Raw genomic sequence first — 15,492 nt, 5'->3', positions numbered from 1 at the left:
GGATAACAATGCCGCCCTACCGCGAGCGCTTGCTGGCACGGGCGAAATTGAGCCGGCGGGCGAAGGTGCAGCGCGGTCATCCGGGACTCGGGCGGGCTGCGCGCGTTAATATCGCCCCAGGCAATCCGGGGGGACGACCTATGCCGAGCACAGACGTGCAACCGCCGCGCCCAGCATCCGCCGCGGCCATGATCGGGAATCTGGCCGAAGACGAAATCGGCCCCTTCCTCAAGCGCCAGATCGCGAAGCAGGCCCTGACGCCGCTGATGCGCGAGCTGAACGCCGACATGCTCTCGCGTCAGCCGGCGCGGCGCGCGGCGGCGGAAGCGGCGCTGGAGCGGATCGGCTTTCTTTAAGGCCCGCTGCCGCTAGATCAGCGGCACGAACGGCACACCGCAGGCGCTGAGCGCGGCGAGGGCTGTGAGCGCGAGGGCAAGGCGTAGGCGGGTCATCGGCAGCTCTCCGGTGGCTGGGGTCCGGCGATCATCGCCGATGCGCCGCGGCCTGTCGACCGGCGCCGCCAGGGGCGCGCTAAAGCCCGCCCAGGTCCTCGACCAGCCCAACGATCTCGTCCACGCCGTCGCCCTGCCGCAGCGACGCGAAGACGTAGGGGCGCCCGCCACGCATCGCCTCGGTATCGGCCTGCATCCGCTCCAGCGACACGCCGACATAGGGCGCGAGGTCTGTCTTGTTCACAACGAGGATGTCGGAGCGCGTCAGCGCCGGCCCGCCCTTGCGCGGGATGTCCTCCCCCGCCGCTGTGTCGATAACGTAGATCGTCAGGTCCGCCAGTTCAGGCGAGAAGGTGGCCGACAGGTTGTCGCCGCCCGATTCGATGATGACGAGGTCGAGGGCGGGGAACTTCTCCCGCAACTGCGACACGGCGGCGAGGTTGATCGAGGCATCCTCGCGGATCGCGGTATGCGGGCAGCCGCCCGTCTCGACCCCCACCACCCGCTCGGCGGGCAGGATCTGCTGGCGCATCAGCGCCTCGGCATCCTCGCGGGTGTAGATGTCATTGGTGATGACGGCGAGGTCGAAGCGCTCCTTCAGCGCCTTGGCAAGCGCGGCGGTGAGCGTGGTCTTCCCGGCGCCGACGGGGCCGCCGATGCCAAGCTTGAGGGGGCCGTTGGGGGAAGGCATCAATGTCTCCTAGGTCTAGGCGCCGGGCACCGGAAATCGCGCGATTTCCGGAACGAATTCCGCGCGGAATTCGTGGCGCGCGGCGGTGTCACGAGCGGAACATCCGCGGCTCCAGCACCTCGTGGCGCAGGCTGGCGATATCGGCGGCGAAGGCGGCGGTGCCGAGGTCGTCCAGCTCCGCATCAGTGGTCTCGTCTGCCACCCGCGCGCAGAGAGGGGCGAGGCGTTCCACGATGCCGGCGCCGGCGGTCTGGCCGAGCGGCATGATGCGCAGCGCCGCCTGCACCATGTTGCTGGCCTGCGATTGCAGGAACAGCGCGCAGGCGGGCGTGGCGGGCAGGCCGGCGAGCCGGGCGGCGCGGCCCACAGCCAGCGGATAGGGCATGTCGGGCAGCTCCATCCCCCGCGCCGCGCGGGTGGTGGCGGCGAAGGCGGCGCCCTGCTGCAAGGTCTCGGCAAGGCGTTCGGCGCTGATCGCCATGGCCGCCGCGCGCTCGGCGAGGGCGGGGAGCGCCTCGGCCTCGGCCCGGTGGGCGAGGTGCAGGAAGATGGCATCGTTGCGCGGTGCGCCATGGGCGAGAAGGCCGGCGAGCCAGTCTTCCAGCCCTTCCCTGTCCAGCCCCTCGGCCACGGCGCTTTCCAGCCCGGCGGAGAAGTTGAAGCCCCCGGTGGGATAGCTCGGCGACAGCCAGCGCGCGAGGGTGAGCAGGCCTTCAGCCTGCATGGGTGTGGTCGTGCTCATGGTCGTGACCGTGGGCATGCCCGTGCCCGTGGTCCTGCCCATGCCCGTCTCCCGGCCCATGGTCGTGTCCCATCACCTGCCCCGCGCCATAGGCGCCGCCTTCGGGCGTGAAGGGGCCGCGGGCCTCATCCATCTCGGCGCCCAGCCCTTCCAGCATCGCCCAGAGCACTTTGTCGTGGCGCAAGATCAGCCGGTCCGCCTCGATCTGGCAGGGGGTGTGGCGGTTGCCGATGTGCCAGGCGAGGCGGGCGACGTTTTGCCCCCGCGCCACCATCAACGCCTCGTCAGCGGCCTCGATCAGCACGAGGCTGCCATCCTCCAGTTCCAGCGCATCGCCGGCGGCCAACCCCACAGTCTGCGGCAGGTCCACCAGCAGCCGCGCGCCGCCGACCGTCTCCACCCGCTTGCGGCGGATCAGCCGGTCTTCATAGGCGAGGCTCAGGCGATCCACCGGGGCGATGGCCAGCGGCGGGGCAAGGTGGCGGCGGGCGGGGGGGAGCTCTGTCATGATGGCGGCGAGGATGCCGCCCCCTGCCCCCGCCCGCAAGCGGCTGCGACCGGCACGCGGCGCGCCGTCACGCGGCTGCCTATTTGTTCATCGGCCAGTCGCCCGGGCGGATCGGGGCGATGGAGACAGCGGAATAGGCGGAAAAGCCGGACGTTTCGTCATTCATCGTAACGAGCCAGCCGAAGCCCAGCTCTGGCAGATACTTGATCGTTTCGATGTAGTTGTCGTCCGTATCGAAGGCCGTCATCACCTCTATCGAAGCGAACCGGCACTCGCCAACGCTCAGGCTCTCCACGGGGCCGAAGACCGAGCTCTGGGCCGTCTCTACGGGCGGTTCCGACCCGGTGGTGACGAGCGCGGCCGTATCCCACCGCTGGCTCGGCGCCGGCACGGGCATCTCGGCGGCGGGCATGCCGAAATCGTAGGACATGGCGCTCTCGGCATCGGGGCGGCCGCCGTCGAAGGCGACATAGCTCAGCACATGCAGGCCATGCGCCAGCTCCATCCGGTAGATCGCCTCGCGGCCTTCCACGCCGACGAGCTCGACAATGTCGTCTCCCGCGGAGCGGACGATCTCGACGAGCCCGTCGCTGTATTCAACGCGGATGCCGGTCTGCATGTCGGCCGGCACGGGGCACTCGGCAAAGGCCGGGCCGGCCGCGAGGGCGGTGATCAAGACGAGGGGGCGCCACATATTCCATTCCTTCTCAACCTGGGCCCCAGCCTCGCAGGGGCGCTGGCCGGTCAGAAAAGGAAGTATCGTTGCGCCATGGCGAGCTCTTCCGCCGGCTCGCAGGTGAGCAGCTCACCGTCGGCGCGCACCTCGTAGGTCTCGGGGTTCACCTCGACCTTGGGCAGCAGGTCGTTGAGCTTGAGGTCGCGCTTGCCGATGCCGCGCGTGTTCTTCACCGGCACCAGCGCCTTCCGCCCGCCGATCCTCTCTTCCAGCCCCGCCTCAACGGCGGCGGCGGAGGTGAATACGACGGAGGTGTTCGTTCGGTTCAGCCCGAAGGCGCCGAACATGGGCCGCGTGTAGACAGGCTGCGGCGTCGGGATCGAGGCATTGGGGTCGCCCATTTGCGCCGCGGCGATGGAGCCGCCGATCAGCACCATCTCGGGCTTCACGCCGAAGAAGGCCGGGTTCCACAGCACCAGATCCGCGCGCTTGCCGACCTCGACGCTGCCCGTCTCATGCGCGATGCCATGCGCGATGGCGGGGTTGATCGTGTACTTGGCCACGTAGCGGCGGGCGCGGATATTGTCATTCGCGCCCTGCTCTTCTGCCAGCCGGCCGCGCTGCTTCTTCATCTTGTCCGCCGTCTGCCACGTGCGGATGATGACCTCGCCGACCCGCCCCATCGCCTGAGAGTCACTCGCGATGATGCTGAAGGCGCCCATGTCGTGCAGGATATCTTCGGCCGCGATGGTCTCGCGCCGGATGCGGGATTCCGCGAAGGCCACGTCCTCCGGGATCGACTTGTCGAGGTGGTGGCAGACCATGAGCATGTCGAGATGCTCCTCGATCGTGTTCACCGTGAAGGGCCGCGTGGGGTTGGTGGAGGAGGGCAGCACGTGCTCCTCGCCGCAGATCTTGATAATGTCGGGCGCATGGCCGCCGCCCGCGCCCTCGGTGTGGAAGGCGTGAATCGTCCGGCCCTTCATCGCGGCCACGGTGTTCTCCACGAACCCGCTCTCGTTGAGCGTGTCGGTGTGGATCATCACCTGCACGTCCATCTCGTCGGCGACGCCGAGGCAGCAATCGATGGCCGCCGGGGTGGTGCCCCAATCCTCGTGCAGCTTCAGCGCCGCAGCGCCGCCCTCGACCTGCTCGATCAGCGCGCCGGGCAGCGAGGCATTGCCCTTGCCGGAGAAGAGCAGGTTCATCGGGAAGGCCTCGGCCGCGCCGATCATCTGCGCGATATGCCAGGGCCCCGGGGTAACGGTGGTGGCCAGCGTGCCATGCGCGGGGCCGGTGCCGCCGCCGATCATCGTGGTCAGGCCCGAGGCGAGGGCATCGTCGATCTGCTGGGGGCAGATGAAGTGGATGTGGCTGTCGATGCCCCCCGCCGTCAGGATGCGCCCCTCGCCAGCGATCGCCTCTGTCCCCGGGCCGACGATGATGTCGACGCCGGGCTGCGTGTCGGGGTTGCCGGCCTTGCCGATGGCGACAATGCGGCCGTCCTTCAGCCCCACGTCGGCCTTCACGATGCCCGTCCAGTCGAGGATGAGCGCATTGGTGATGACGGTATCGACCGCCCCCTGCGCCCGCGTCGCCTGGCTCTGGCCCATCCCGTCGCGAATGACCTTGCCGCCGCCGAACTTGACCTCCTCGCCATAGCCCAGCGCGTTCTGCCCGGAGCCGCCAGAGATCGCGGCCCCCACCCGCTCGACGATCAGGTCACGCTCGACCTCTATGATGAGATCGGTATCGGCGAGGCGCAGCTTGTCGCCCACGGTGGGGCCGAACATGGCGGCGTAATCGGCGCGGGAGATGGTGGCGGGCATGGGCTCTCTCTCAGTCTTGCGGCGCGTCAGGGGGTCGGATGAGGGCGGATATCAGGGGGTGAGGAACTGGCGCAGGTCTATCGTGCGCGCCGCGGTCAGGCGCGTGTAGCAAAGGCTCTCGATCATGGGCGCCATGGAGCCGCCCTCGTATTGGGCCACCTCCGCAGCACAGGCGGCGTCGCGATAGTCGATCCACAGGCGCTGCGCCTCGAGGAGCGCGGCATAGACCGGGCCCTTGAGATCCAGCCGGGCGCGGATCTCGCCCCAGGTGTCGTTGAGCACCGCATCCGTCTCGCGGTACTCGACCAGGGCGCAATGGTTCATGTCAGCTTGCGTGACGCCTCCGGCGCTGCAATCGACCTGCGCCGCCGCTGGCAGGGCAGAGGCGGCGAGCAGCGCGCCGGCGAGATAGAGTGCCTTCATAGCGCCCCCATGACCTTCTGGTTGAACCCGTAAACGCGCCTGTCGCCCGACAGCGGGATCAGCCGCACCTCGCGCCGCTGGCCGGGCTCGAAGCGCACGGCGGTGCCGGCGGCGATGTCGAGCCGGTGGCCGCGGGCGGCCTCGCGGTCGAAGCTCAGCGCCGGGTTCACCTCGGCGAAATGGTAATGGCTGCCGATCTGCACAGGCCGGTCGCCGGTATTGGCGACCTCCAGCGTGATGGCCTTGGCATCGGCGTTCAGCGTCAGCTCGCCGTCCGCGGGGAACAGCTCTCCGGGGATCATGTCACAGCCCTCCTGTCTTCTGCATGGCTTCCGCCGCGGCGGCGTCGAAGGCGATTTCGAGCTCGGGCGAGGCGCCGCGGCAGGCATCTGCCACGCCCTCGGCGCCCTCAAGATATTCCGCCGCTTCTTGCGGCGGCCAGGCCTCCGGCAGGCGGATGATATCACGGAGGTTCGACGTCTGGTCGGCCAGCTTGATGCGTTTCACGCCGTCCGGCTCGCCCGGCAGATGCGCCGCCTGCCACGCCTTGCGCTCGGCGCGGGGCAAACCTGACCATGCGGGATCGTCGGTGCAGCCCTCGACCAGCCGCGCCACCCCGGCGCCATAGCGCTCCGACAGCTCGGCGAGCGTCGTCTCGCTGTCTTCGACCACATCGTGCAGAACGGCGGCGACCACCTCGTCGGCGCTGCCGCTAGCCTCGGCCACCAGCGCGGCGACCTCCAGCACATGGTTGACGTATGGCACATCGCCGCCCCGGCGCCGCTGCCCGGCATGGGCGCGGGCCGCCTCATGCGCGGCGGCGGCGAAGCGGGCGAGATCGCTCACCGGATCGGCTCGTGCACGGTGACGAGCTTGGTGCCGTCAGGGAAGGTCGCCTCGACCTGCACGTCGTGGATCATCTCGGGCACGCCGTCCATGCATTGCGCGCGGGTGATCACCTGCGCGCCGGCCTCCATCATGTCGGCGACCGAGCGCCCGTCGCGGGCGCCCTCGACCACGGCATCGGTGATCAGCGCGATGGCCTCGGGGTAGTTGAGCTTCACGCCGCGGGCGAGCCGCTTGCGGGCAACCTCCGCCGCCATGGCGATCAGAAGCTTGTCCTTTTCCCGGGGGGTCAGCTGCATGGGCTACAATCTCCAGACTTTCGGCAGGGCAGTGCCTGCCAGGATCGCGAGCGCCGGCTCCAGCCGGCGGCGCAGGCGGAAGCCATCCTCCGCCAGAATGCGGGCGAAGAGAAGCCCCTCGCGCACGAGGCTCGCCCCGCCCCGGGGGCCGAGCGCCTCGCGGAGGGGGGTGAGCTTGGCATCAGCGGTCGGGGAGACGAGCAGGAGCGATGCCATCGCCCCGGCCCCCTGCCCCAGCGCGGCGCCTTTGAGCTGGGCGGCCGCATCAGGTCCGAAGCGCAGTGCGTCGGCAAAGACGAGGCGGCCGTCGCGGCGGATCTCCCAGGTGTCGCGGAAGCGGGCGGTCTGCAAAGACTCGCCCATCTCGCGCCGCCCGAAGATCACCGGCTCGGCGATCAGCGCCTCGGCATCGCCGGCCATGCTCAGCTCCAGCCTTCGAGAGAGACTGGCGCCCTCGAAGAGGATGGTTTCCTGCGGCAGCCAATGGAGCCGTGCGCCCGCCCGCAGCGTGAGCGCCGTCTCGGCCGTCGCCACACCGCTCGACGCCCGGTAGGCGCGCTCGGCGGCCTGCGTGGTGAGCGTCAGCGCGGCGCCGGGGCCGGCCTCCGCCGCCACACGCATCTGGTCGCCGCCCGTGAGCCCGCCGGAGGTGTTGAGCAGCACCGCCTCCATCATGCCCGGGCCGGGCCGCGGGAAGAGGAGCTTCAGCGCACCCTCCTGCCGCAGATCCTTGATGCCCGTCGCCCCGCGCCTCGCCTCGACGCGCAGCAGCACGCGGCCGCGCGCGCGCGGCTGGGCTGGGGGCTCTTTGGCAGCCAGAGGAGGGGCGGCGATCTGCATTGAGGGCATCCTCTCGTGCCGGCCCGGGAAAAGCCAGCGCGGGGCGGGCGGCGGCGGGGCGGCATTGGCCAAGCGCCTAAAAACCGGGCAACGAAAAGGGCGCCCCGGAAGGCGCCCTTGCTGGCCTGCTGAGCTCTGAAAGGCGGGCCTACTTGCCCTTCTTCTCGCCCAGCGACAGCGGTTTGTTGGCGCCGGAATTGGCGGTGGCCAGAACCTTCGGCTTTTCCTGCTTGGGCTTCTTCGCTTCGCGGTTTCCGTGCGTTTTGTTGCCTTTAGACATGACGACCTCGCATGTAGCAAACCCTCTCCGGCGACATGCCGGAGGGGACGTTCTCAGGAAAATCAGGGTTGCCTGAAGGCGCCAGGGCGATGACTTCGATGAGTCGGGCGGCGGCCACATCGGGCGCGCCGCAATGTCCCTAAGGTAAACCTGTGCAGGCCATCTCGCAAGCGTCATGCGCGACGCCGCGCGCGCGAACGGGCGCCCCGAAGAGCGCCCGTCTGCCGGCCCGCAGCAGCCAGCTTAGTTCGGGTTGTCCATCCGCACCGAAGCGCGCAGCTCGCCCCGCACGGGCTGCGAAAACACGGCGCGGATCTGCTGCTTCGCGCCGCCGTATTCCACATCGAGTCGGGGAAAGTCGAACACCGGGTTGCCGCCGGAATCCTCGATCTTGCCGACGGGGCAGATCGCCTCCACCGTCCGCGCCCGGCCGCCGAAGGGCAGGCCCGGAGCCGTGTCGATCACCCAGGCGTTCGACAGGCTGCCCTGATCGTGGACGACCGAGAGCGGGTTGCGCGCCTCTGCGTCGATGGCGTGGAAGACGTTGCCATAGAAGGTGACGTTCCGCATCCGCCCGAAGTCGAGATCGGCGAAGGTGGTATCCACTTCCTCTACCCGCTCGCACGAGCCGGAGACGATGCGGAAGATGTTCGACACCACCGCCAGCCCATGAACGAAATGCCCCGGACCGTAAGGCTTGATGCGGATGAAGCGGAACCACGGCGCCACCGACGAGGCGGTGAAATTGTTGCCGGTGATCGTCAGCCCGCCGAAGCTGTACTGGTTCGAGAAGGCCGGAGAGGCATCGTGCTCGTTCGTCCATTCGATGATGTTGTTGTCGATGTAATTGCCGGTAATCACCGAACGGATGTTCGGCACCGTCAGCACCAGCCCGCCGACGCGCACGCCATTGGCGGCATCGTCACCGAGGAACCAGTGGTTGCCGACGATGGTCGACCCCGTGCCCGCCAGGATCGCGAATTGCTTGAAGCGCGTGCAGCGGTTGTCTCGGATCTTCACGTCATTGGCGTTGGCGTTGAAGCAGATCGTGGTGCGCTGCTCGACGGGCAGGTCCTGCTCCTTCGAGATGAACTGGCAGCGGTCTATCATCATGCCCTGACAGGCCCGGCCGATCGAGGTGAGGCCCCGGCTCTTCGGTTGGTTGAAGAAGCAATCCTTCACATGGAAGATGATGCCCTGCCGCGCCAGCATGATGGCGCTGGCCTGCCCGTTGCAGAGGAAGTCGATCTCCGAGAGGATGAACTGGCTGAGCTCGTCGTAGCCGGAGAAATCCAGCATGTACTGGAAGCGGCGGAACTCGTAGCTCTGCGTTCCTTCCGCGTCATAGAGCGGCTGGCTCAGCTCCAGCCGGTTCTGGCTGGCGTTGACGCTGGTGACGTAAACCTCGCGCCCCACGCCATTGCCCGACACGAGGCTGCCCACCGGGATCGAGGCGACGTTCGCCACATTGGTCAGCTGCGTCGGGTTCGAGGCGGAGTAGGTGCCCTGCGCATTCACCACCGTATCGTTCCAGTTGCCGGCGCCCGCAGGCTCGAACTGGCCGTTGCGGATCACCCGGCGCGTCTTGAAGCTGGTCTTCGACGGCTCGAGGCTTTGCATGTCGAGCGGACCGGTCAGCGCGATGCGGCGGCCGCACAGATCGAGGCTCTCGTGATCGGAGAAGTTGATGAGCGCCTGATAGGCCTTCTTGAAGGCCAGCTCTTCATCGCCGAAGGCATCGAGATAGGTCTCGTAATCGAAATTGCGCTGCAGGATGAAATGCGGCCCGATCGCCTGCACCACCGTCCCCTCGAAGCGCACCTGGCTCTGGAAGGTGACGTCGCCATTCAGCTTGTAGGTACCTGCGGAAACAAGCACCTCGCGGCCCTGCGCCGCCGCATCCGCCGCCTCGAAAGCGGCGGTGTCGTCGGTCACCCCGTCGCCCTTGGCCCCGTAGTCGCGCACATCCACCAGCCCGAGCAGATCGCGCAGGAAGTAGCTGGTGACGTCCTCGATCTCGATATCGTCGACGCGCACCACGCCGCCGTTCGGCCCCGTCAGGTCGATGCCGATATGGCCGTAGATCGCACCGGTCCACACCATGTCGACGCCGTTGCGGTCGCCTGTGCCGATGATGGCGGTGACGGTCACGACCTCGCCATAGGTGGTGAGCTGCGTCGATGGCCCCACCTCCACCAGCCCGCCCACATGCGCGCCTCCTGACCCACCGGCCCAGCCGGCGATGCGCACCGCCGGCAGCGCGCCCGACATCGCCTTCACCCGCGCCGTGACCTGCAGGTAGCAGCCCGGCAGGATAGTGGTCTCACCCATGTAGCGAACCCTTTGGGTGCTGCTGGTCTTGTTCACCTCCAGACAGCCGGCGAAATCCTGATCCGCCGGCACGAAGGCCCCGCCACCGGTGGCATAGGTGGCCGAGCCGGGCGTGCCGTCGCCGCGAGACCAGACCTCAAGCCCTCCGGCAAAGGGCGGCGGCATCAGCACCAGCCCGTCGGTGATCGCCTTGTTCATCGGACATCCTTTCGCAACCGAGCGCCCCCGGCCGCATCGCCGGAGCTTCAGTGCGGAGGACTAGGTGCACGCGGTGAAGGAGGCCCGATGGCATCGGGCGGGAGGATCTGGGCGGCGCAACGGGGGGCGGAGCGAGGGGGTGAGCCTCGAAGCGGCATCGCCCGGCGCGATCAGCCCGGGATGCGGAAGAGAATGAAAGTCAGAACGGACCCAGGCACGGCAAGGCCGCCTTCTAAACCCCAAGCCGCTCCAGCGCGTCCGCCAGCAGTTGCTCCGGCGTGCGCGAGATATCGAGGCGTATTGCCTCTTCCGGCCCCGGCGGCTCCAGTGTGGCGAACTGGCTCGTCAGAAGTTCGGGCGGCATGAAATGGTTCTCCCGCGCTGCCATCCGACGAGCCACCAGCTCGAACGAGCCGTCGAGCCACAGGAATGTCAGCTTCCCCGCCCCATCCCGCAGCCGGTCGCGATGCGCGCGCCGCAGCGCCGAACACGAGGCGACCGCCGGTCCCTCGCCCGCCACCAGCGCCGCTGCCACCGCGTCGAGCCACAGCCAGCGGTCGTCATCCGTCAGGGGGATGCCAGCCGCCATCTTGGCCCGGTTCGCCTCGGAATGCAGGACATCGCCCTCGATGTACCGCGCGCCCAGCGCCTCGGCCAAGTCGGCGGCCGCCGTCGTCTTACCCGAGCCGGAGACTCCCATCACCACGATCCGGAGCGGCGCTGCTTCCATCACACACTCGCCGTCAGGCCGCCGTCGACGAACAGCGTGACGCCGTTCACGTAGGAGGCCGCGTCGGAGGCGAGAAAAACGCAGGCCCCCGCCAGCTCGTCCACCTGGCCCCAGCGGCCCTGCGGCACCCGGCCCTCAAGCCAGCCGTGGAACGCAGGGTCGGCGCGCAGTGCACTGTTCATCTCGGTTTCGAAATATCCGGGCGCGATGGCGTTGCAGTTCAGCCCCCGGCGCCCCCAATCGGCCGCCATGCCCTTGGTGAGGTTGGCGACGGCCCCCTTCGTCGCCGTGTAGGGCGCGATGGTCGGCCGGGCTAGCATGGCGTTCACCGACGCGATGTTGATGATCTTGCCGCGCCCCCGCGCCAGCATATGCGTCGCCACCGCCTGGCTGACATGGAAGACGCCGGAGACGTTGATCTCCATCAGCCGGGCGAATTCCTCTGGCGGGAAGTCGTCCAGCGGCGCCCGGTGCTGGATGCCGGCGTTGTTGACGAGGATGTCGATGGCGCCGACCTCGTCCTCGAACAGGGTCACCGCCGCCTGCACCGCGGCGCGGTCGGCCACGTCGAAGGGCAGCACCCTCGCGCCCGGCAGGCCCTCGGCCGCCTCGCGAAGCGCCGCCTCGTTCCGGCCGTTCAGCACCACTTCGGCGCCTGCCGCCGCCAGCCCTTTCGCCAGCGCCAGCCCTATGCCGCGGCCGCCGCCGGTGACCAGCGCGCGCCGTCCCGTCAGGTCAAACAGGTCCATATCTCCTCCCCTTCGCCCTCAGCCGACAGCCGGGGCGCTTCGCTGTCAAGCGCCTCGCGCGCCCCTCGGCCAGGGCCCGCCGGCGCTGCGACAGCCCACGTCAGGCCCCAATACCGTTGCCTCGCGGCCCCCAACGCGCCATCTAGAGGCAAAAGGAGGCCCGCCATGGACCATAAAGCACATATCGGCCTCGTCGGCCTCGGGACGATGGGCGCGGCCCTCTCCCTCAACATCGCCGAGAAAGGCTTCGACATCGCGGTCTGGAACCGCAAGTCCGACCGCCCGCATGAATTCCGCAAGCAGGCCGGCGCGCTGGCCGAGCGGATCATCCCCTCCAACACGCTCGAAGAGCTCGTCGCCAACATTGCCGAGCCCAGGGCGATCATCCTGATGATCCCGGCGGGCGAGCCGGTCGACGACATGATCGGCAAGCTGCGCCCGCTCATGGGCCCCGACGACCTCATCATCGACGCCGGCAACGCCAATTTCCACGATACCAACCGGCGGATCGAGGAAAGCGGCGGCCCCTTCCTCGGCATCGGCGTCTCCGGCGGCGAAGAGGGCGCGCGCCACGGGCCGGCCATCATGGGCGGCGGCAAGAAAGAGTATTGGGACCGTGTGGCCCCTATCCTCGAAGCGATCTCGGCCAAATACGAGGGCGAGCCCTGCGCCGCCTGGATGGGCGAGGCCGGAGCGGGCCATTTCGTGAAGGCCGTGCACAACGGCATCGAATATGCCGACATGCAGATGATCGCCGAGATCTACGGCATCCTGCGCGACGGGCACGGGCTGAGCGCCGGCGGGATCGCCCCGATCTTCGAGGGCTGGAACGAGGGCGTGCTGCAAAGCTACCTCATCGAGATCTCCGGCAAGGTCGCCGGCACCACCGATGCCGCCACCGGCGAGCCGCTGCTCGACGTCATCGTCGACGCGGCGGGCCAGAAGGGCACCGGTCGCTGGACGGTGATCGAGGCGCAGCATCTCGCCGCCCCCGTCCCCGCCATCGAGGCCGCGGTCGTGGCGCGCAACCTCTCCGCGCGCCGCGAAGAGCGGGCCACGGGCGAGAGCCTCTTCGGCGCCGCGCCCAAGCCCCTGCCCAAAGGCACGCTCGAGGCGGACACGCTGGAGCAGGCGCTGATCTGCGGCAAGATCATGTGCTACGCGCAGGGCTTCACCATGATCGCCGCCGCCGCCGACCAGTTCGGCTGGACGCTCGACCTGCCCGCCATCGCCCGCGTCTGGCGCGAGGGCTGCATCATCCGCTCGGCGATGCTCAACGATATGGCCTCCGCACTCGCCGAAGACCCCCAGCGCAACCTGATGTTCGCGCCCTTCTTCGCGGCCCATGTGAAGACCAGCCAGCTTGGCCTCCGCGAAACCGTCTCGGGCGCCGCCGCCCATGGTCTCTCCGTGCCGGCCCTCTCTTCGGGCCTTGCCTATTTCGACCAGATGCGCACAGCGCGCGGCACAGCAAACATGATCCAGGGCCAGCGTGACTTCTTCGGCCTGCACGGCTTCGCCCGGCTCGACGATGGCTCCACCGGCCAGCACGGCCCCTGGGCCGACCACGCCGCCAACCCGGCAGACGACGCCGGCAAACAAAGCTAAAGCCCTCCCGGGCGGCGCCCCGCCGCGCCGCCCGCAAGCCGCGCTCCTTTGGACCCCAGCCGAGCGCGGCCTGCTCCACCTCCTGTCTTTGCTCTCAAAAATCCTCGGGGGGCTGCCGCAGGCAGCGGGGGCAGACAGCCCCCTCCCCGGCCCGCAGCTCGCGCTAGCCCCGCCGCAGCGCCGCCAGCACCGCCGGCGTCGCCCGCCCATCCGCGAGCAGGCCCTGCCGCTCCTGCCAGCCGCGAACGGCCCGCTCCGTATCGCCGCCAGCAAATCCGTCCACGCCGCCCGTATCGAAGCCGGCGCGGGTCAGCCGCTCCTGCAGCTCGCGGATCTCTGCCGGGCTGAGCACCTCGTCAGCGCCGGGAAAGTCGCGCGACAGCGGCCCGGCCCCCGCCAGCCGGTCAGAGAGATGCCCCACGGCCAGCGCGTAGATGTCAGCATTGTTGTAGCGCTTGATGACGTCGAAGTTGCGGAAGACCAGAAAGGCTGGTCCCGCGGCGCCGTCGGGCAGGAAGAGCCGCCCCTCCGGCAGGCCGCCCAGGCTGCCGCCCTGCGCGCGCGTCACGCCCAGCGCGCCCCACTCAGCCGCACTGCGCCCGCCAGTCGGGCCGGTGTAGCCGGCGGGCAACCGCACCTCTACACCCCAGGGCTCGCCGGTGCGCCAGCCATTCCGCGCGAGGTAATTGGCTGTGGAGGCCAGCGCGTCGGTCGGATCGTCGCTCCAGATGTCACGCCGCCCGTCGCCGGTGCCGTCCACCGCGAGCGACAGGTAGGAGGAGGGGATGAACTGCGTATGCCCCATCGCCCCAGCCCAGGAGCCGAGCATCCGATCCGGGCTCACCTCGCCGGCGGCGACGATGCGCAGGGCGTCGATGAGCTGCCCCTCGAAGAAGGCGCCGCGACGGCCATCGAAGGCCAGCGTCGCCAGCGCCGAGACGACCGGAAAGTCGCCGCGGCGGGTGCCATAGGCACTCTCCATCCCCCAGATGGCGGCGACGACCTCTTTCGGCACGCCGTAGCGCGCCTCCAGCCCGTCCATCGCCGCGCCGCGCCGCGCGAGCTCGGCCCGGCCGTTGGCGACGCGCTCGGCGCTGACGATCCGGGCGAAATAGGCGGCATAGCTGAGGTTGCTCTCGGCCTGGTTGCGGTCCTTCTCGATCACCTCGGGGATGAAGCCAGCCCCTGCGATGGCCGGGCGGGCCACGCCTTCGGGGATGCCCGCGGCGACAGCGCGCGGCAGGAACGACATGGCCCAGGCGTCGAAGGCGGCATTGGGAATGGTCTCGATGTCGTCACTCCCTCCGGCTGCCTCATAGGCCGCAAAGCGCTGCGATCCGCCACAGGCGGCGAGCAGGACGATGGCCGCCAGCGCGGCGGGAAACAAGACACGCATTAAAGTCACTCCAGTCGGAGGTCACGAGGTAGTCTGCGCGCGCTCCTCGCCCAGCGGCCCGGCGGCATTTCGCCTGCCGGCGCCCCGGGGTGCGGGGGCCATCACACAAACGGGGCGCTGCCTGTCGCAGCGCCCCGCCCGTTCCGGCGCGATATCGCGCCATCTTTCGCTTGAAGATCAGCCGTTCGGCGTGATGACCACTTCGACGCGGCGGTTGCGGGCCTTGCCGGCGGCGTCGAGGTTCGACGCGATGGGCGCAGCTTCGCCGCGGCCGATGGTGGAGATCCGGCCCGGCGCGACGCCGGCGGAGATCAGCACCGAGGCGACCGACTGGGCGCGGCGCTCCGACAGGTCCTGGTTGTAGGCGGCGGCACCGTCGCTGTCGGTATGGCCGATCACCTGAACGCGGCTGTTCGGGTAGTTGTTCAGGCTCTGCGCCAGGGCGCGCAGGTCGCTCTGCAGCTGGCCGGTCAGCGTGGCGCTGTCGACGGGGAAGAGGATGTCGTTCGGCATGGTCACGGTCAGGCTGGTGCCGTTGTTGACGATGCCGACGTTGCTGCCGAGCTGGTTGCGCAGTTCGGCTTCCTGCCGGTCGAGGATCGTGCCGGCCACACCGCCGACCGTGGCGCCGGCAGCAGCGCCGATCACGGCGTTGCGGGCGCGCTCGCGGCTGTCGTCACCGGTGAGCAGGCCACCGACCGCGCCGATCCCGGCGCCGATCAGGGCGCCCTGGTTGGCGTTCTGGGTGCCCTGGCCCGGCACGGGCTCGCAAGCGGCAAGGCCGATGGCGAGCGCACCGCCGGAGAGGGTGAGGATGGCTTTGTTCAGATAGCTTTGCATATTGATGTCCGTCTGCATGGGCGGCGCGGGGTCGCGCCCTTGCCCCCTTATCGG

Annotated in this window: 18 protein-coding genes; 2 read left to right on the top strand and 16 right to left on the bottom strand. The window is 69.2% G+C overall.

From position 1 onward, the window contains the following. The first annotated feature begins 188 nt into the window (after window positions 1-188). Complete coding sequence (locus tag ACXN5S_RS17675) at window positions 189-356, top strand: hypothetical protein (RefSeq protein ID WP_458606796.1); 168 nt, start codon at window positions 189-191, stop codon at window positions 354-356. Between the two features lie 175 nt (window positions 357-531). Here ACXN5S_RS17675 and ureG read toward each other — a convergent pair whose 3' ends face one another. The 14 genes from ureG to ACXN5S_RS17605 all read right to left on the bottom strand — a co-directional run bounded on the left by ureG (window position 532) and on the right by ACXN5S_RS17605 (window position 11,594). Continuing rightward, window positions 532-1,143, bottom strand: coding sequence for an urease accessory protein UreG (gene ureG, locus ACXN5S_RS17670; RefSeq protein WP_458606795.1), 612 nt, complete (start codon window positions 1,141-1,143; stop codon window positions 532-534). A gap of 88 nt (window positions 1,144-1,231) precedes the next feature. Next, on the bottom strand, window positions 1,232-1,885 hold the full coding sequence (locus ACXN5S_RS17665) for an urease accessory protein UreF (protein ID WP_458606794.1): 654 nt from the start codon (window positions 1,883-1,885) through the stop codon (window positions 1,232-1,234). Beyond that, on the bottom strand, window positions 1,857-2,393 hold the full coding sequence (locus tag ACXN5S_RS17660; protein ID WP_458606793.1) for an urease accessory protein UreE: 537 nt from the start codon (window positions 2,391-2,393) through the stop codon (window positions 1,857-1,859). Before ACXN5S_RS17660 ends, ACXN5S_RS17665 begins: the two co-directional genes overlap by 29 nt. Window positions 2,394-2,472: 79 nt before the next feature. Further along, window positions 2,473-3,087: a hypothetical protein gene (locus ACXN5S_RS17655; RefSeq protein WP_458606792.1), complete on the bottom strand. Its 615-nt coding sequence runs from the start codon at window positions 3,085-3,087 to the stop codon at window positions 2,473-2,475. A 50-nt stretch (window positions 3,088-3,137) separates the two neighbouring features. Then, the gene (gene ureC / locus ACXN5S_RS17650) at window positions 3,138-4,898 is read right to left on the bottom strand and encodes an urease subunit alpha (RefSeq protein ID WP_458606791.1); all 1,761 of its coding nucleotides are present in this window, start codon (window positions 4,896-4,898) and stop codon (window positions 3,138-3,140) included. A gap of 51 nt (window positions 4,899-4,949) precedes the next feature. Further along, a complete protein-coding gene (locus ACXN5S_RS17645) occupies window positions 4,950-5,321 on the bottom strand; it encodes a lysozyme inhibitor LprI family protein (RefSeq protein WP_458606790.1) in 372 nt (123 codons plus the stop codon). Next, complete coding sequence (locus ACXN5S_RS17640) at window positions 5,318-5,623, bottom strand: urease subunit beta (protein WP_458606789.1); 306 nt, start codon at window positions 5,621-5,623, stop codon at window positions 5,318-5,320. The genes ACXN5S_RS17645 and ACXN5S_RS17640 overlap by 4 nt, the downstream gene beginning before the upstream one ends. Window position 5,624: 1 nt before the next feature. Next, on the bottom strand, window positions 5,625-6,167 hold the full coding sequence (locus tag ACXN5S_RS17635; protein ID WP_458606788.1) for an HD domain-containing protein: 543 nt from the start codon (window positions 6,165-6,167) through the stop codon (window positions 5,625-5,627). Then, window positions 6,164-6,466, bottom strand: a complete 303-nt coding sequence (locus ACXN5S_RS17630) for an urease subunit gamma (protein ID WP_458606787.1) — start codon at window positions 6,464-6,466, stop codon at window positions 6,164-6,166. The genes ACXN5S_RS17635 and ACXN5S_RS17630 overlap by 4 nt, the downstream gene beginning before the upstream one ends. 3 nt (window positions 6,467-6,469) lie before the next feature. Beyond that, window positions 6,470-7,240, bottom strand: a complete 771-nt coding sequence (locus tag ACXN5S_RS17625; protein WP_458606786.1) for an urease accessory protein UreD — start codon at window positions 7,238-7,240, stop codon at window positions 6,470-6,472. Between the two features lie 214 nt (window positions 7,241-7,454). Then, complete coding sequence (locus tag ACXN5S_RS17620) at window positions 7,455-7,586, bottom strand: hypothetical protein (protein WP_458606785.1); 132 nt, start codon at window positions 7,584-7,586, stop codon at window positions 7,455-7,457. 243 nt (window positions 7,587-7,829) lie between these two features. After that, complete coding sequence (locus tag ACXN5S_RS17615) at window positions 7,830-10,115, bottom strand: glycosyl hydrolase family 28-related protein (RefSeq protein ID WP_458606784.1); 2,286 nt, start codon at window positions 10,113-10,115, stop codon at window positions 7,830-7,832. Window positions 10,116-10,347: 232 nt separating this feature from the next. Then, window positions 10,348-10,845: a gluconokinase gene (locus tag ACXN5S_RS17610; protein WP_458606783.1), complete on the bottom strand. Its 498-nt coding sequence runs from the start codon at window positions 10,843-10,845 to the stop codon at window positions 10,348-10,350. Then, the gene (locus tag ACXN5S_RS17605; RefSeq protein WP_458606782.1) at window positions 10,845-11,594 is read right to left on the bottom strand and encodes a glucose 1-dehydrogenase; all 750 of its coding nucleotides are present in this window, start codon (window positions 11,592-11,594) and stop codon (window positions 10,845-10,847) included. Before ACXN5S_RS17605 ends, ACXN5S_RS17610 begins: the two co-directional genes overlap by 1 nt. A 165-nt stretch (window positions 11,595-11,759) precedes the next feature. Between ACXN5S_RS17605 and gndA the strand changes: the two genes are divergently transcribed. Continuing rightward, the gene (gndA, locus tag ACXN5S_RS17600) at window positions 11,760-13,202 is read left to right on the top strand and encodes an NADP-dependent phosphogluconate dehydrogenase (RefSeq protein ID WP_458606781.1); all 1,443 of its coding nucleotides are present in this window, start codon (window positions 11,760-11,762) and stop codon (window positions 13,200-13,202) included. Window positions 13,203-13,365: 163 nt separating this feature from the next. Here the strand turns inward: gndA and ACXN5S_RS17595 are convergent, their stop codons facing one another. Continuing rightward, on the bottom strand, window positions 13,366-14,598 hold the full coding sequence (locus tag ACXN5S_RS17595; RefSeq protein ID WP_458606780.1) for a lytic murein transglycosylase: 1,233 nt from the start codon (window positions 14,596-14,598) through the stop codon (window positions 13,366-13,368). Between the two features lie 177 nt (window positions 14,599-14,775). After that, window positions 14,776-15,438, bottom strand: a complete 663-nt coding sequence (locus ACXN5S_RS17590; protein ID WP_458606779.1) for an OmpA family protein — start codon at window positions 15,436-15,438, stop codon at window positions 14,776-14,778. Window positions 15,439-15,492 lie beyond the last annotated feature (54 nt).

The organism is Pseudoroseicyclus sp. H15 (assembly GCF_054353345.1).
The sequence above is the reverse complement of the archived record's forward strand: the minus strand, read 5'-3'. Positions and strand labels throughout refer to the sequence as shown.

What these genes read in the sequence shown, in the direction of transcription:
- ACXN5S_RS17675 (WP_458606796.1), top strand. Translation starts at nt 189, where the DNA reads ATGATCGGGAATCTGGCCGAAGACGAAATCGGCCCCTTCCTCAAGCGC.
- ureG (WP_458606795.1), bottom strand. Translation starts at nt 1,143, where the DNA reads ATGCCTTCCCCCAACGGCCCCCTCAAGCTTGGCATCGGCGGCCCCGTC.
- ACXN5S_RS17665 (WP_458606794.1), bottom strand. Translation starts at nt 1,885, where the DNA reads ATGAGCACGACCACACCCATGCAGGCTGAAGGCCTGCTCACCCTCGCG.
- ACXN5S_RS17660 (WP_458606793.1), bottom strand. Translation starts at nt 2,393, where the DNA reads ATGACAGAGCTCCCCCCCGCCCGCCGCCACCTTGCCCCGCCGCTGGCC.
- ACXN5S_RS17655 (WP_458606792.1), bottom strand. Translation starts at nt 3,087, where the DNA reads ATGTGGCGCCCCCTCGTCTTGATCACCGCCCTCGCGGCCGGCCCGGCC.
- ureC (WP_458606791.1), bottom strand. Translation starts at nt 4,898, where the DNA reads ATGCCCGCCACCATCTCCCGCGCCGATTACGCCGCCATGTTCGGCCCC.
- ACXN5S_RS17645 (WP_458606790.1), bottom strand. Translation starts at nt 5,321, where the DNA reads ATGAAGGCACTCTATCTCGCCGGCGCGCTGCTCGCCGCCTCTGCCCTG.
- ACXN5S_RS17640 (WP_458606789.1), bottom strand. Translation starts at nt 5,623, where the DNA reads ATGATCCCCGGAGAGCTGTTCCCCGCGGACGGCGAGCTGACGCTGAAC.
- ACXN5S_RS17630 (WP_458606787.1), bottom strand. Translation starts at nt 6,466, where the DNA reads ATGCAGCTGACCCCCCGGGAAAAGGACAAGCTTCTGATCGCCATGGCG.
- ACXN5S_RS17620 (WP_458606785.1), bottom strand. Translation starts at nt 7,586, where the DNA reads ATGTCTAAAGGCAACAAAACGCACGGAAACCGCGAAGCGAAGAAGCCC.
- ACXN5S_RS17615 (WP_458606784.1), bottom strand. Translation starts at nt 10,115, where the DNA reads ATGAACAAGGCGATCACCGACGGGCTGGTGCTGATGCCGCCGCCCTTT.
- ACXN5S_RS17610 (WP_458606783.1), bottom strand. Translation starts at nt 10,845, where the DNA reads ATGGAAGCAGCGCCGCTCCGGATCGTGGTGATGGGAGTCTCCGGCTCG.
- ACXN5S_RS17605 (WP_458606782.1), bottom strand. Translation starts at nt 11,594, where the DNA reads ATGGACCTGTTTGACCTGACGGGACGGCGCGCGCTGGTCACCGGCGGC.
- gndA (WP_458606781.1), top strand. Translation starts at nt 11,760, where the DNA reads ATGGACCATAAAGCACATATCGGCCTCGTCGGCCTCGGGACGATGGGC.
- ACXN5S_RS17595 (WP_458606780.1), bottom strand. Translation starts at nt 14,598, where the DNA reads ATGCGTGTCTTGTTTCCCGCCGCGCTGGCGGCCATCGTCCTGCTCGCC.
- ACXN5S_RS17590 (WP_458606779.1), bottom strand. Translation starts at nt 15,438, where the DNA reads ATGCAAAGCTATCTGAACAAAGCCATCCTCACCCTCTCCGGCGGTGCG.